This is a genomic window from Candidatus Uabimicrobium amorphum (genome assembly GCF_009002475.1).
GTDB classification, from domain to species: Bacteria; Planctomycetota; Uabimicrobiia; order Uabimicrobiales; family Uabimicrobiaceae; genus Uabimicrobium; species Uabimicrobium amorphum.
In genome coordinates, this window is sequence record NZ_AP019860.1 from 367354 (window position 1) to 383981 (window position 16628).

The window sequence follows — 16628 nt, forward strand, 5'->3', positions numbered from 1 at the left end:
ATGTAGAAAGAAAATTTTACCTTTACGGAGTTTTACACTTTTATTTGTGGATTCCTGGTCAAGCCAGGAATGACACTCAGTGTATATTTTTTTCTACATTTGGTGCGTTTAGCTAATTGAGCCCTAGAAAGGCTGACACAATGACAAAATTTATTTTATGTATTTTCTCTACACTTATGATGATAGGTTGTAGTAGTTTTCACTATGTAAAAACAGGTGATCCACAAGTTGAGTTAGAGCAAATTGTGGCGGCGGGGGAGAGTGAAGATTCGGAGTTAGCACCTGGTTTGCAAAAACTTTTGCAAAATCGCATTTCTAGTCCACAAACATTTGATAGTGAAAAAACAATCGAATCTATCATTGCTGTGGGTAAACTTGCTCCCAGTTCGGCACAACAAGAACTCATCACCTTGTTGAAAGATGAAGATGAAGAAGTTCGATTTCATGCAGTTGAAGTACTGGGAAATGTAAGAGAAAGTGCTGTCGTGCGCGCACTGGTATCATCGACAAAAGACGACGACGAATTGGTTGCGGATGCTGCTTCGCGTAGTTTGTCTAAACTTACGCTAATACCTATTCATGACGAAAGTGGTGAAAATCAAAAAAACTGGGAAGAGTGGTGGCAATTCAACGCCAAATACTTTACCCAAGAGTAGAAGTCGCAACATCTAACTGCAAAAAAAAAATGGCGCTTTGAGATAGAATTTATTGCGCCATTTTTTTTTTGCGCCATAAATATGCACTGCAATAAATATATGGCATAAAGATGAAAAACGTAAGTTTTTGTATTTTAGTGTCTTACGCGATTTTTGTTGTTTTGGCATAGTTCTTGCTTAATAGGTAAAACATAATTTTATGGTTTACTGAAATAATACATATTTTTTAAGGATCTATGTCATGGGTATACAACAACAAACAATCAATTTCGAATTGGGTATGAACCCTGCAGTTACAGATGTATTAGCTACTGATATTCAGTCAGAAGTTTCTCTTTTCCCTGAACTTGCATAAATAAGTAACACATCTAAACTATATTTTTTTACAAAAGCAAAATGAAGAAATTCAAAAAGTTTCTTCATTTTGCTTTTTTTTTTGTTAAATTTAAACACATCCAACTCAATTATACGATGTAGGCAAAATTATAATACAATTCACAATAACTGAGGTATATATATGTTAGAGGTATCTAAAGAAAATTTACAGTTGTTTAAGCAAGAGGTGAACCTAGAAGATAACGAAGCATTAACGACATTGTATTCGACAGATGCTTCGGTATACCGTTGTCGTCCTTTGGGTGTAATGTATCCCGAAGACGAACAACACTTAGTTACCATTGTAAAAACGGCTCATAAATATGGCATACCAGTACTTGCACGTGGCGCAGGAACGTCTCTTTCTGGTCAAGCGGTGAGCGAATCTATTATTTTAGATCTATGCGGCTGGGATAAAATAGTGGCAGACAAAGATATCGCTACTGTCGGACCGGGTGCGGTTGTGGATGACATAAGTCGTTGTCAGCCAGGATATCGTTTTGGACCAGCACCTGCCTCGGCAAATCGTTCGACCATTGGAGGTCTCCTTGCCAATAACGGTACAGGTGTTCATTCTATTATGTATGGAATGGCCGTGGATTGTTTATTGAAGGCAAAAGTTGTTTTGGCAGATGGAACCATTCGCACTTTTGCTAGAGGAGATTTAGATCGCGAAGACCCGCTGACCAAAAGTATTCTAGGAATTATTGAACCGCATTTAGAATCCGAGTACTGGCCAAAAACATGGCGTAACGCTTCAGGGTTAAACTTCAAAAAAGTGATGGAGTTTGAGTCCCTGCTTCCCATATTTTGTGGCAGTGAAGGGCAACTAGGGATTATTATTGAAGCGGACATTCAACTATTTCCTAAACCGCAACGTACGCAGATGGCTCTGTTTTATTACGACAGTGTTTACGAAGCCATGAAAGATATTCCCAAACTTCTCGACACAAAACCATCGGCCATAGAGCTTATGGATCACACCATTTTGAGTCTGGCACGAAAAAGTCCACACTTTCAAGTAGAGGCACTACAGGATTCGCCTGGAGCTATTTTGATCGTCGAGTATTGCGAAGACAAAAGAGAACTGTTGACGCAAATGAACGCAAACATGATCATTGACGATCCGGCAACACAGCAAGAGGTTTGGACAACACGTAAGGAAGGGTTAGGGATATTGATGTCGATAGACCAAAAACGTAAACCTATTCCCTTTATCGAAGACTGCGCTGTCCCGGTACAAGACCTACCTGAATATGTGAAACGCTTGGATACCATTTTAAAAAAGCACGATACCGAAGGTGCATACTACGCGCACGCCTCTGCGGGATGCTTGCACATTCGTCCTCTTCTTGATCTGAGCGATGAAAAAGATCAAACACGTATGGACAATATTCTCGACGAATGCATCGATCTTCTCGTGGATTTAGGCGGTACTCTAACCGGAGAACACGGCGATGGGCGCTCCAAAGGACCATACCTGGAAAGAATATTTGGCAAAGATCTTGTGAATGCTTTTGCCGAAATACATAAAGCCTTAGACCCGAAACAAATTTTTCGTTTAAATGGTAAAACGCAGTTTCGCCAAGATTTTGCCACACCAAATAAAGAAACATTTCTTTTAGGAGATGGTTTTGTAAGTGCGGTAAAAAAGTGTAACGGAGAAGGCGCTTGCCGTAAAAAAATAGGTGTTATGTGCCCCTCATTTCAAGTAACAGGAGACGAAGCACTTTCCACACGTGGAAGAGCCAATCTATTATCTGCGTGGTTAGAAGGTAAACCGGTAGACAAAGAGTTACAGTCATCTCTGCGAAGTTGCTTGGCATGCAAAGGATGTCATCGTGAATGTCCTTCGCAGGTGGATATGGCCATACTAAAAGCAGAATATTTGTATATGGCCGGCCCCACATGGCGCGATCGCTTTTTTGCGCATTTTTCCACGCTGTCAAAACTAGGAAGTGCTTTCGGCATACCGTTTAAGTCGCTAACCAAAAAAATAGTGGGCATTCATCCTGACTGTACGTTACCAACCCCTACAAAAAAACGCTTCAGTCACAACTACAAATGTCCGTGGAAAGTAGAGGAATGCACGGCATATCTATTTATCGACACCCACATTGAATTTTACGAACCACAAATTGGTTTTGCAGCAATGAGTGTGTTTGAAAAATTAAACCATAAAGTATATCCGCTGTACGTGGGCTGTTGTGGCCGACCTGCTTTCTCTAAAGGAGTGCTAGACTACGCGAAGAAACAAGTCACAAAACTACAACTACCTCAAGACAAAAAAATTGTAGTTGTCGAACCTTCTTGTTTGTCGATGTTACGCGACGATGCCATCAAGTTAGACAAGTCATTCTCCCACCGTGAACAATTTATTCTTTTAGAAGATTACTTACTCGCGGTCATGAAAGAGCAAACGCAAGAGCAAAAAAATTCGCAAAAGCAACAAGTCTTTTATCACGCTCATTGCCACCAAAAAGCTATGCATTTGGGATTAAAATCAAAAGAATTACTCGATATGGTGTGCGATGTAAAACTGATTGTTTCTGGATGTTGTGGTATGGCAGGGAGTTTTGGCTACGAAAAAGAAAATTATGATTTGGCCATGAAAATCTCCGAAGATAGTTTTATACCGCAGTTAAAGGAGTGCAAAGACTCTCCTATTGCTTTGACAGGTCGTTCATGTAGAGAAATGGCGCAACGTCATCAAATACACAGTGAGCATCCCATTGTGTGGTTTGATAAATTTATGCAGGGATAATTATTGTCAAACTTAGGGATGGTAAAATTCCGTGACCATGACCTTAGTCGTGGTCACGGAATTTTAAAAACGCCCAAGACAACGGCATTGGAATCGTAAACGATTATGTTGCAAAGTCTTTAAAAATACTCAATGTATTTATAATGCGGCAAACCTCATCGTATGCCTCTCTAAAAAAGAGGTCCATGTTCGTCGTTTGTAAATGAATCGCCTTTTCTAACTCATTCATTCTTTCATATAGAGTATCCATTCCTAAGTTCCCTGCTGTTCCCTTAACCATATGACATAATTTCTTGAGTTGTTCCACATCTTTATTTTCCCAGAGTTCCTCTAAATTTGAACTGAGTTTTATGTATTTCTCGAAAAATTGCTTTAGAAGTTTACAATACAAATTTTCGTTACCGGCAACCCTTTGTAATCCCATTTCTACGTTAACTCCCTCAATGGAATTTAGTAATGTTTGCCATTCTGTAGATGTTGCGTTTTCTTGCTCCGTTTTTTTACTGCTGAGCCATTTTTTCAACACGCGAAAAAGTTCTTCGACCTCAACTGGCTTCGTTAAGTAGTCGTTAAATCCCGCATCAAGAACAGAGTCTTTTGTCTCACTCATTACGTCTCCGGTAAGCGCAATAACCGGGATTTGTTTACAGTGATCTAAATCACGTAAAAGACCAATGGCTTCCATACCACACATCGTGGGCATTTGCAAATCCATCAATATACCACAAAACTCTGTTTCTGAACTAATTTTCAGCATGTTAAGAGCTTCCAAACCATTATTGGCAATGACTGTCTTTAAATTTTGGGCCTCAAGTAGCTCCTTAATCACCTCTTGGTTAATTTCATTGTCCTCTACGATGAGGATCGTTCTTTCTTCCAATGTTTTGTCGTCTTGTAAAATTCTCTCCATACGCGATGTTTCTACAGCGTTGGCATGATCTTCTGTGATGACGAATGGTATGATAAAACTAAATTCGCTTCCATAGCCCTCACGACTTTTTACCCAAATTTTGCCTTGCATCATCTGTACAAGTTGTTTGCATATACTAAGTCCTAAACCTGTTCCACCATATTCTCTGGTTGTGGAAGTATCTGCTTGTGTAAACGCTTCAAAAAGTTCCTCACTGCGCTCCTGGGGTATTCCGATACCGGTATCTTTGACTGTAAACTGTAGATAAAAATTTTCGTCATTTTTATCATGCATGCTCAATCGAAGTATCACTTCTCCATACTCCGTAAACTTGGTGGCGTTATTGATTAAATTGATGAGTATTTGTGTCAAACGTACAGGATCTCCGACAAGTTGCTGCGGAACATCATCGTCTACTTCGATAATAAAGTCTAGTTGCTTTTGCTCAATGTTTAGCATACAAACGCTGGTGATGCGTTCAAAGACGTCATGAACGTCAAACCAAGTGGACTCTAGTTGGATCTTCGTTGATTCAATTTTCGATAAATTTAATATATCGTTAATGATGGCGAGTAAATTGCGCGAAGCTAGGTCAACTTTGTGCACATAATCTAGTTGTCTTGGGGTTAAGTGGGTATTTTTCATCAGAGTATTGATGCCGATAATCGCATTGAGTGGCGTGCGAATTTCATGAGACATATTTGCCAAAAACTGACTTTTGGCCTCATTGGCAATGCGCGCTTCATCGCGAGCTTTAAGAGACTCTTTTTCCGCGAGCTTTAGTTCCGTGATTTTTTCATGTGACACAACCACATGTGCGCGGCCATCAAAACAAAAACGTACCGCATGTACATTAAACCAGCGATCCTCTTTGGGACTATGGCATGGGTACTCATGGCTAAAATGAGTGAGATGTCCAGCAAGTATTTGTTTTAGTTTATAAGCACTATTCACCACTTCTTTACGTTCTGGCCCCATCGTATTTAAACATATATCCACATAGTTACTTCCCACACAATGTTGCTCTATTCCCAAACCATTTTCGTCTCCGAAACTACGCCATGCTTTATTGACAAAAATAATCACTCCTTGCTCATCAAGTACGGCGATGTGTGATGGCAATGTATCGAGAATAAGGTAAAAAAATTCTCGTGCCTTTTCGACTTCTTCGGTGCGCTGCTCAACACGCTCTTCTAAATGTTGATTTAATTTGTGTAACTTTAGTTCGCCTTTTTTGCGCTCGGAGATGTCTTGTACAAAGGCATCAATATACTGGTTTCCAGTGCCATCATAGTTAATGGTAAATTGCTGTGAAATCCACTTACTTTGAGCATCGCAACATTTTATTTCCGTTTCTTCGCAAATACTAATGTTGAGTTGTAATTTTTCAGATATGTTTTGAAAATATTGCGTATTGCCATACAGTTGAGAGATGTGCTTAATTTCTTCTTTCATTTCTTGGGAGCTAAGATATCCACAAATTTTTGCAAAAGCAGGATTGATGAGTAGCAGTTCTCCTTTAGTATTTACGCGAAAGACACCTTGCGGAGAGTTTTGAAATATATTTTCGTAGCTAATCTCTGCTTCTTGAATACGTTTTCGGATTTGTAATTGGGTGTTGACGTAACGTATCCCCACTTCTATTCGTGCATGTAGTTCACTTACAGAAAAAGGCTTTGTTAAATAATCGTCCGCGCCTTCATAAAAACCACTTTCTATGTCTTCAGGTGTATTTTTCGCTGTAAGAAAAATGATGTAGATAGGCTCTTCATTTTTCATTTGCCGTATTTTTTGACACACATCAATACCGGAAATTTTTGGTAGCATCCAATCTAGAATCACTATGCGTGGAAAAGAATGGCTGTAAAAATATTCTAACGCCTGTTCGCCATCCGCTGCTTCGCAGCTGTGATAACCAAATTTTTTAATAAGACTGGCCACAACGGTACGCGAAATATCGTCATCTTCCACAATAAGTATTTCATCCACTACATTTATTTGTGCCTGACGAAATACATTTCTATAGCGATGAATGTGGTTTAAAATACAGTTGATTTTTACATTAAGCTCAATGGGGGTTATTGTTTTCGTTATATAGTCATCAACATATTTAGAGGAAACAGCAAGGGAGTAGTTTTCGATCACTAAAACAGTATAAAACATATTTTTGAATTGCTCACTACTTAAACGGCGACAAATTTCTACTCCGCTCATGTGCTCCAGGTCATCCTGTAAAATTACCAGAGCAAAAGTATGAATCTTCAGTATTTGTTGCCAAGCTTCAAAGCCATCACTGACAACAACTGGGGTGTAACCATTATCGCGAACAGCAGAAATTAGCATACTACCGATAGCAAGTTCTTTTTTTACAGCTATGAGTATGTGCATATCTAATTTCCTTCCTTTTAGCTAGCCTTCACTGTCGCATTTGTTGTTATAAATTGTACAGTTCCTGTTTTTTTCGACACAGGATCGGTGGTTGTAACACCACTGGCTTCATTTACATAGGTAGCGGGAACAGTTACGTTAAACTCTGCGTTAAAGGGTTGTCCTTTGATTAAAATAGCTTTGCCATTTTTCGTCTTTGCTGTTTTATTACTTGATCCAAGTTTTATTGTGACCGTCCCCATGCCTGGAGTGGTATAGAAGGTAGGAGATTGATATGGCTGTGGAGCTAAAAGAAGCTGTGGTGTCTCATCACCTTCTAAGCAAATCGCCATAGCCACGGCATTTACTGTTGTTCCACTTCCTACAAGAGGGATCGGTGCTGCAAGAGTGGGGTATGACTCCGGGGGATTCATGGATATTTGAATAAAATCACCTGTTCTTATAATGAAATCTGCTGATGGCATTTTTTTCCTCCCAAATAGATTTATTCACTTTGTACAGATAAGATTTCGCATAATTCTTTATTATATTTTTGCCACGAAATGTTGTCTTCAGCCCAAAGATAAGCTCTCTCTGCTATTTCGTTTCTTAACGTCTCACTGTCATGCAATATTTTGATTTTTTTTGCCAATTGCTCGATATTACCGGGCTCATACAACAAGCCGTTGTTGTCATCTTTTAGCAGTTCGCATGTCCCGCCACTGGCAGATCCAACAACACTTTTTTTTGATAGAAACGCTTCTACGGTAACACGGCCATAGGCTTCGTTTTTTGAACAAACTAAAACGATATCCGTTTCATTCATCCACGAAGCCGCAAACTCTACGTACGGAATAAAGATAATCTGCTCCTGCATATCATGTTCGCAGACTTGTTTTTTTAATTCGTTCACATATTCCGATTTTCCATCACCTATTATAAACAACTCTGCACAAATAGAATACTTTTCTTTTAATAGATATACGGCAGCAATGGCATCTTTTTGTCCTTTGTTGTCTTTGATAGCTCCTAAGATCATACATCTGAAATTTTTTTTCGCGACTATGGATATGGGTTTGGGAGAAAAATGTAAAGTAACAGGTTGATACATAACCCTCCATTTTTCGCGACGAGAAAGGTTCTTGGTGAAACTTTCGTAAACAGCGTAAGAATTTACCACACAGTGATGAGAAAGTTTATCCATCAAAAAAGTAGAGATATTTTTTCCTAAATGAAACCGTAGTTGATGATCTTCCCATAAAAATTCATGTGTAAACCACACGTGTTTTATCCGTAGAACCTGTGCTGCGATGGCACCGACACAAATGGTGCATGTGTTGCTGAAAACAACATCGCATTTCATTTTTTTTAACTTGTAGGCAATGTACATACCCACAAATAGCGAATGTACTAGTTTTACCACACCTTTAATAATGGAAATATTTTTTCCTACCCACCACGTATATGGTATTATGTGGTGATCAATATCGTATTTTTGTAGATCTTCGCATAACGCACCATTGTTGGGAAGCAGGACGACAATTTCTATCTGATCTCGTAGTTGTAACACAGTTTCTAATAGGAATTTTTCGGCTCCCCATTTTTGAGATGAATGAGAGATAAAGCATACCTTTACCATTATAAACCTATCTTTTAGGATCTACGTAAATGAAAATCAATGTTATTCTTTCGACGAGAAATCGGGCTGCTTCGTTGGATAGAACTCTTTCGGGCTTCACAAATATAAATACACAGCTCATATCATGGAAAATAATCGTTGTCGACAATGGAAGCGATGACAGAACACCACAAATTCTACAAAAATATTGTGAATTACTTCCACTGACGATCTTAGAAGAAAAAAGACCTGGAAAAAATTTGGCTCTCAACAAAGCACTTAGAATTGTTGACAGCGAATGGATCGTTTTCACCGACGATGACATTATTCCTGATCAAATGTGGCTACAAGAACTAATGAACGCTACCTCACGATGGCCACAACACTCTATATTTGGTGGAACAATAACGCCATTGATGCCTCCTAATACTCCACAGTGGATTGAAGATATTGATGAAAATACCAAAAGCATCGCCTTTGCAAAATACCAACACAGTGTCGAGGAAGGTCCGATTGAGTTCACACCATTTGGTGCAAATCTAGCGATTCGCAGCGACATAATGGCAAAATTTCAATACAATGAGAATCTTGGTCCAAAACAAAATAAATCCAACAGCGAGTATATCATGGGCGGTGAAACGGATTTGCTGCAACGGTTAAAAAATCAACAATTTGAATTCATTTATGTGCCCAAAGCAAAAGTGCAACATGTGATTCGCGAAGATCAGCTCAACTTTCAGTGGCTATGTCGCCGATATTATTTAGCGGGCCGTGGCTACGCTCATTACCAAAAATTGACATGCCCTTTTATTTTTGGTGTTCCCTATTTTATATGGATTCAAAGAGTGACTTTGTCACTACGATACTTTTTGCACGTATTTCACCCAAAAGCCAAAAAATTTCCTATTGCCAAACAACTTTTTTGGTGTAAGGGGGCTTTGAGTGAATATTTAAAAAAACGTAGGTCGTAATTGGTATGCGGTCTATATCTATAATAGTAGACTCGAACCAAAGTTGCGTTTTTTCAACACTTTTTGAACTACGTAACCAGGGTGTCATTCCTGCGGAAGCAGGAATCTACACTCAAAGTCGACTTGTGAACGCCTGGATCCCTGGTCAAACCAGGGATGACCGTACCCGACAGCTCGCTGTTGTTTTATTAAAATGAAATTACTTCAACTTGCTGTTGGGATTGTACAACTTGGTCGTATAAAGTGTTGTACTGTTATTACTTACGGTCAAAATTGCAAAGCCATTTTGTTTTGTAGTTCCAGAGAACAACCTGGGAGAGTTACGATTTAGGTTATCGCATACTCGCATCTTTCTATACTTCATTAGCTACGCGGTATTTTCTTTACGATTTGCCGGTAGACATCGGCTCCATTTTTATACTGTTCCATGTTGCTTTGCGCCTCTTCTAAAATGTGGCAATATTGTTTCTCCAGAGAAAAAAAGCAAAACTTTTGCGCTAATTCTAAGCATTTACGAGCATATGCCATCACCTGTACGCCCTCTAAACGCGAAATTTCCTCAAAAAACCATCCACAACTTGTTTGCATTAATAAAGACTGATGTTGCATATCGAGTAGCCGCAATATTTTATTTTTATGACGGTTACTTAAGCGCTTCGGAAAATGATTTTTAAAAAACGCATTGATATCATCAATACCATGTTCCAGGATCAGTTCTATGTAGCAATTGCGTATTTCCCATGGATCTACGTTATATTTTTTCATTTGCTTTTCATATACTTGCGCACTCTTCTCTACAAGCCAACTCATCGCCCTGCGCAAAGGATCACGCCATTGTTGTTGCCCACCGCCTTCAGATCCACATCCACAGTTACTACGCCACCTCTCGACCCCATGTACACAACTCCAAGACGAATTTTCAAAAATGCGAACTTCATATTCTGCAGGGAATTTTTGTAAAAACTCACTATACACCGTTAATTTTGCGTGAGGATTGTTGTTGACATGGTGTAGACAATACGCCAAAGCTTTATTACCAAAAGCGTGGTGGTGTCCATACGTTTCACCGTCTGTTGCAATATGTACTACCTGGGCATCTCCATGAAAAAGTACATCCAGAAGACGATTGGCAAACGATTCGCCATTGGCTAACAAATTGTTGAAGGCGATGTCTTGTGAAATGGGCCCGTCATAAAAAAATAAATGTATGCTTTTCCCCGACGGTAGTTTACATAAATACGCGCGAAACGGATTTACTTTTTCATACGCCACTGAATCCCAGTGCTCCGTACCTATTTTACGAATTTCTTTTGCTTGGCGTGGTGCTAAAATCGTAAACTGAATTTCATGTTGTGCCAAAAGTTCCAATGTTGCTGTGTCTACAGCCGTTTCAGCCAACCACATTCCTAAGGGTTTGCGCTTAAAGCGATGCTCAAAATCCTTTATTCCCCAGATAATTTGCGTTTCTTTGTCGCGTTGGTTTGCTAGTGGCATGATTATGTGATTGTATACTTGTGCAATCGCAGAACCGTGACCGTTAAAGTTTTTCATACTTTCTGCATCGGCATGTATTATCGCTTCATAGGCTTCTTTACTGTTGCGCGCCATCCATGACAAGAGTGTTGGTCCAAAATTAAAACTTGTGTATGCGTAATTGTTTTGATCTTTGACCTTCGCGCCATCGCCATTAAATATTTCACAATGACTGTTTGGGTCATAGCACTCTGCGGTAATGCGCTCGTTCCAATCGTGATAGGGTGCAGCAGATTCTTGTTTTTCAATTTCTCCGGTCCACGGATTTTCACGTGGAGGCTGATAAAAATGACCGTGTATGCAGATGTACTTGTCCATGGTGTACTACGAGATTTTCTTACCTTAATCGAAGTAACCCCGTATTTCCTTTCTAAAAGAAATTTCAATCTTAAATATTGTGTTGTATTTATCTTACTGTAATCATAGTTATGTCACGATTCACTGCGGAGTAGCATGTCTTTAAACTATTTCAACAGGAAGGTTATGGATAGAGGTAGCTTTTGGATAAGGACTAATTGAGTTTATGCCATAAAGGAGGGTTGTTTATGTATTCCGCAGGGAAAAAAGTTAAGTCGTTATTTGCCCCAGTCTTTGCATAGTCTTCCGCAAGAATATCCAGCGCATTGCGTGCCGCCAGTCTTTCTGCCTCTTTTACTTTTGTTGCTTTTGCTTCGGGAAATCTCCGTCCACCAATTTGTACCGCAATATAAAAAAATTTGCGCTCATTTTCAATTTCAATGTGAATACGTTTGTACTCTGGATACGGAAGTTTATTTTTTTGTGTAACATGTTGTAGTAAAGATTTTGAATTATGGAATAGACTGGGAGTTTTTGCCAAAGGTTTATCTTTTTTACTGTCTTCCACCGATAGATTACGGCGTATATTCTCGGCAATGACCGGATCTTCTAAGGAAAGAATTTGTAATGCTGCATGGGCGGCTAGTTGTTCTGCTTCTTTTTTATTGGGACCTTCTGCTGCCAAAAACTTGCGTTTTCCTATAATCGCACATGCAATAAACACCTTTTCATGATTGGCACCTTTCATGCCGAGTATTTTATAACTAGGTGTTGTGCCCAGGTATTTTTGGGCGATAAATTGCAGCAGTGTTTTGTAGTTCTTTTGATATGGGTTTTTGATGGCCGATTCAATATCGTTGCGTAAAGACGCTAAAATAAATTTTCGCGACTCTGCCAAACCACTGTCAATGTAAATAGCACCGATGATCGCTTCAAAGACGTTTGCCAACACGGAGTTGGGTATTTTATTTCCTTTTTCTTCCTTGTTGGGGTTGGCAAAAGAAAAAAAGTCGGGCAGACGCAAAACACGCGCTTGTTTGGCAAGTGTTGCACGCGAAACAACAATCGATTTAATCAAGCTCAGATCACCTTCGTCGAAATCGCGAAATGTGTGAAAAAGAAAATCAGAAACCACCAATCCGAGCACTGCATCCCCAAGAAATTCAAGACGTTCGTTACAGGTACCGCTTTCTTTTCTCAAAGAGGCATGTGTTAGAGCCCTCACAAGTAGGGCTCTATCTTTAAAAACGTAGCCAATGCTGTTTTCACACTTTTCTAGTGTTTGAGAATCTACCAAAGTTAACCTTTCTCGTACTATGGTTTATCAAAGCGCAAGGTCATTTTTTGTCCATTGCGTATAATATTAAGTCGAAAACTTTTCATTTTGCGATATTTTCTCGCCATTTTACGTATGTTATTTTTCGAGGAAAGCTCTTCCAGTTTTAGTGGTGTACCGTTGAAATCCACCACAATATCATTTTTTTGCAATCCATAAAAGGCCGCTTTGGATCCCTCGGGAACACGACGTACCCAAATACCGTCATTGTGAGGTTTTAATGCCATTTCCCCAATGTATTTGTCGTACTCTTCGTACATTTTCCGTGCTTCATCACGCGTAACCATCCATTGGTTTTCACCAATTTGGCGACTTTTAGGTATTTTGCGTACAGATCTTCCAAAGCCACCATCTTTGGACGGTTTGAGCCACCCTTGTTCTTTTTCGTCGTTGGCGTTTTGAAATAAAATACCTTGCTCATAGTCGATTTTAATTAAAATGAGTTTTTTTCCAGGTATCGATACTTCCCAAGGGCGTTGCGATTCGTCGCCTAGATCAAGGAAGGTGTCTTCTGCCTTTTGGTCAAAAGGACGCATAATCATCTTTTGCCGTCTATTCAAAATAACAATGGCAAATCCTTCATTGAGGATACTGTGTATTTGCAAGTAGCGCGGTAATATACTTTCCAGCTTTGGAGCTTGGCGCACCGGTTGCTGTGTTACTCTAACAACTTGCCTGACGGGCTGTTTCGCATTAAAATCTGTTTTCCACAACGCACTGAGTTGGATTAGGGTTGTTTTTTTACTGTTGTTTCTCTGAGGTTCAGGAGGCAACTTGGGTACTTTTTGCGCGTCAACAGTGGAAATAAAAAACACCATAAATAAAGCACCGCATAACAGCAAACTAAAAAAGCTACTTGCAAGCCAAATCATCTTTTTTATTGTTTTTATAGGCATCTGAACTTCCTTTCTTATATTAACGTGGATTTTTCATTGAAGTTCCCCGTGAGATACCGCGAAGTTCCATCGCCAGTTCTTCTGGTTTATCAGAGGCCGCTTTTGCCGCTTCAAGGGTGATGATCTCACTTTTGACTAACGCAACCAAAGATTGATTGAAAGTCATTGTACCATAGTAGTCGTAGCCTTCGTAAATCGCCTTGGGAATATCCAAAGTTCTACCTTCGGAAATCACATCGCGAATAGTCGGCGTCTTTAACAACAACTCTACGGCAGGTACACGTCCTTTGCCGTCTTTTTTACGAATAAGACGTGTTGAAATAATACCTTCGAGAAGTAAACCTAACTGTTGACGTAGCATGTCATGTTGGTGAGGTGGAAAAAACATCACAATACGTTCTACCGTTTGCATCGCATTCAGGGTGTGAAGTGTCGAGAAAACTAAGTGCCCGGTCTCCGCAGCATTAATCGCCGCTTCGACAGTCTCCACATCGCGCATCTCACCAATGAGTATTACGTCAGGGGCTTGACGCATCGCGTGGCGCAAAGCTTGCGTAAAACTTTCGGTGTCAATTCCGACTTCTCTTTGACTGAATATACATAACTTTTCTTTGAATACATATTCAATAGGGTCTTCTGCGGTTACGATATGTTTCGAAAAATTCAAGTTTATATACTGCAACATCGAGGCGAGGGTTGTAGATTTTCCACTACCGGTAATTCCTGTTGCCAGTACTAAACCACGCTTACGACTCGATAGATGTTGTAGGCCTTTTACGGGAAGGCCTAGCTGTTCAAAAGAGGGAATTTTTTCTTGAACATGGCGAAAGACCATACCAAGCTGACTCATATGACGGAAAACGTTCGCACGAAATCGGCCAACGTTCGGTATGGCAATGGAAAAGTCTGCACCACCTGTCTCATTAAAATTTTCTTTGTTGGCCTCGTCGAGTAAGCGATCAAAAACCTTCCACATATTATCTTCCGATAAAGGTACATCGGCGATAAAGCGTATTTTTCCATCAATGCGCACGGAAGGACGACTGTTTGTTTTCAAGTACAAGTCGGAAGCTCCCTGTGCAATCATGTATCTAAAAAATTTAGAGATATCCATAGTAATCCACCTCTAGAGCGATATCAATTGTAGTTGCAAAATAAGAAAAGGTTCTTATTTTCAAAAGCACTCAAATTTACTTTATATAAAGTTTATATATTCATAACGTTTAAGTCAACAGCAATTAGGGGAACTACATTTTATTATGACGTTTTTGTGGGAAAAAAGTTTAGGGGGTGTTATATATTTTTGGGAGTTGTGTCATGAGAAAGTGTTTTGCACAAAATAAACTTCAAATTTACCGAAGTTTATTTTGTGTTTGTAAGATCTTAAAAATTAATTTAAACCATATTTTTCTAAGATATTTTTAATCTCTACCACCAAATTTTCTCGCGAAACAGTCATCTGTGCGGGTTGCTCTTTTCTCCACACTTCGCGGTCGGCAATTTCTGTCGCAATTTCTCTACCGTGGTAAAGATCTTTAATACTAACCGTTCCCTCTGCTAGTTCGTTGCTACCGAGAAGTAGGGCTACGGGAATATCCCAACGGTCTGCGTATTTCAGTTGCTTGTTCAGCTTGCCTTTTCCCATGAAAAGTTCTGTGTTAAGACCTGCTTCACGTAAGCTGTGTGCTAGTTTGTGATACTCGGCAGTTAGGTTTTTATCCATGGTGGTGACGAATACTTGCGCTGTGGCTTTACGTTGTTTAATGCGACCACTCACCTTAAGTGCCTCTAATAGGCGATCTAAACCAATCGATGCACCTGTTGCCGGAACTTTTTGTCCGGTAAAACGTTCAATGAGGCCATCATAGCGTCCACCACTAAACACCGAACCAAAACCGACCTCCTCGCCTTTTTCATTTTTGCAAGTAGTTAGCACTGTTTCAAAAACTGGCCCTGTATAGTAGTTGAGGCCTCGTACAATCGTAGGATCAAAGACCACGCGTTCTTCGTCAATTTTTAGAACTTGTAAAATGTTATCGATTTGTCGTAATTCGTCGATACCTTCTTGTCCTACTTCGGTATCTTTTACAATCTCAAATAGTTCATCACACGCTTTTTGACGATTTTCACTACTGACAGCAAGATATTTCTGGATACAATCTATTTGTGCCGATGTCAATTCAGCCCCTTTGGTAAAGTCTCCCGTTTCGTCTTTGCGACCTTTACCTAAGAGATCTACCACTCCCGACATACCAAGGCGATCAAGCTTATCAATCGCTCTAAGTGTTGTTAAACACTTAAATGTGGGATTGCCTTTTTCGTCAGAATGATCGATTCCGCAACTTTCCATCATCGCATTGACAATTTTGCGATTGCTCACCCGCACTAAATATTCACCACGTTTAATATTCAATTTTTCCATACATTCGCAAATAACGCTGCAAATTTCAGCTTCAGCAGACATCTTGTTACTACCAACAATGTCAATGTCAAATTGGTAAAACTCGCGAAATCTTCCAAGTCCTGGCTTTTCATCTCGCCATACCGTTCCTAGTTGATAGCGGCGGAATGGACGGGTCAGTTCAGTGTATTGAGCGAATACTCGCGAAAGAGGTGCTGTTAAATCATAGCGCAGTGCAATGAGTTCTTCATCATCATCGCGAAAGGCAAAGATCCCCTCTTCGGCGCTATCTGTTTCCTGGATATGTTTACCCAAATTGTCGACATATTCGAGAGCAGGAGTTTCAAGAGGTACAAAGCCGTACTTTTCGTAAACAGAACGAACTTGCTCGATCATCCACTGACGTGCAAGGTAAGTTTCGGCAAAAATATCACGAAAACCTTTGATTAAACGAGGTTGAAGTTTATATTTTCTTCCCTGAGTCATGAAGTTAACCTTTGTATT

Annotated in this window: 11 protein-coding genes; 3 read left to right on the top strand and 8 right to left on the bottom strand. The window is 39.8% G+C overall.

Features of this window, described 5'->3' with window-relative positions; genetic code table 11:
* The first annotated feature begins 140 nt into the window (after positions 1 to 140).
* Entirely contained in the window at positions 141 to 656 is a 516-nt protein-coding gene (locus tag UABAM_RS01265) for a HEAT repeat domain-containing protein (RefSeq protein WP_151966174.1), read from the top strand.
* A 517-nt stretch (positions 657 to 1173) separates the two neighbouring features.
* Positions 1174 to 3795: an FAD-binding and (Fe-S)-binding domain-containing protein gene (locus UABAM_RS01270; protein WP_151966175.1), complete on the top strand. Its 2622-nt coding sequence runs from the start codon at positions 1174 to 1176 to the stop codon at positions 3793 to 3795.
* Between the two features lie 103 nt (positions 3796 to 3898).
* Here UABAM_RS01270 and UABAM_RS01275 read toward each other — a convergent pair whose 3' ends face one another.
* Genes UABAM_RS01275 through UABAM_RS01285 form a run of 3 tightly spaced genes read right to left on the bottom strand, consistent with a single transcriptional unit; the run spans position 3899 to position 8711 of the window.
* Positions 3899 to 7093 carry a response regulator gene (locus UABAM_RS01275; RefSeq protein ID WP_151966176.1) on the bottom strand — a complete coding sequence of 1065 codons (3195 nt, stop codon included), beginning with the start codon at positions 7091 to 7093 and terminating at the stop codon, positions 3899 to 3901.
* A 17-nt stretch (positions 7094 to 7110) separates the two neighbouring features.
* Positions 7111 to 7557 (bottom strand): hypothetical protein, encoded by a 447-nt coding sequence (locus UABAM_RS01280; protein ID WP_151966177.1) that lies wholly within the window; start codon positions 7555 to 7557, stop codon positions 7111 to 7113.
* A gap of 20 nt (positions 7558 to 7577) precedes the next feature.
* Positions 7578 to 8711, bottom strand: a complete 1134-nt coding sequence (locus UABAM_RS01285; RefSeq protein WP_151966178.1) for a glycosyltransferase family 4 protein — start codon at positions 8709 to 8711, stop codon at positions 7578 to 7580.
* A gap of 29 nt (positions 8712 to 8740) precedes the next feature.
* Here UABAM_RS01285 and UABAM_RS01290 point away from each other — a divergent pair, with 29 nt between their 5' ends.
* Positions 8741 to 9661, top strand: a complete 921-nt coding sequence (locus UABAM_RS01290; RefSeq protein WP_151966179.1) for a glycosyltransferase — start codon at positions 8741 to 8743, stop codon at positions 9659 to 9661.
* Positions 9662 to 10024: 363 nt separating this feature from the next.
* Here UABAM_RS01290 and UABAM_RS01295 read toward each other — a convergent pair whose 3' ends face one another.
* The 5 genes from UABAM_RS01295 to hisS all read right to left on the bottom strand — a co-directional run bounded on the left by UABAM_RS01295 (position 10025) and on the right by hisS (position 16610).
* Positions 10025 to 11512 carry a DUF3536 domain-containing protein gene (locus UABAM_RS01295; RefSeq protein ID WP_151966180.1) on the bottom strand — a complete coding sequence of 496 codons (1488 nt, stop codon included), beginning with the start codon at positions 11510 to 11512 and terminating at the stop codon, positions 10025 to 10027.
* A gap of 193 nt (positions 11513 to 11705) precedes the next feature.
* On the bottom strand, positions 11706 to 12788 hold the full coding sequence (gene rnc, locus UABAM_RS01300) for a ribonuclease III (protein ID WP_151966181.1): 1083 nt from the start codon (positions 12786 to 12788) through the stop codon (positions 11706 to 11708).
* A 17-nt stretch (positions 12789 to 12805) separates the two neighbouring features.
* Entirely contained in the window at positions 12806 to 13723 is a 918-nt protein-coding gene (locus UABAM_RS01305; protein ID WP_151966182.1) for a hypothetical protein, read from the bottom strand.
* A 19-nt stretch (positions 13724 to 13742) separates the two neighbouring features.
* Positions 13743 to 14837 carry a type IV pilus twitching motility protein PilT gene (locus UABAM_RS01310; RefSeq protein WP_151966183.1) on the bottom strand — a complete coding sequence of 365 codons (1095 nt, stop codon included), beginning with the start codon at positions 14835 to 14837 and terminating at the stop codon, positions 13743 to 13745.
* A 276-nt stretch (positions 14838 to 15113) separates the two neighbouring features.
* A complete protein-coding gene (gene hisS, locus UABAM_RS01315) occupies positions 15114 to 16610 on the bottom strand; it encodes a histidine--tRNA ligase (protein WP_151966184.1) in 1497 nt (498 codons plus the stop codon).
* Positions 16611 to 16628: the final 18 nt, after the last annotated feature.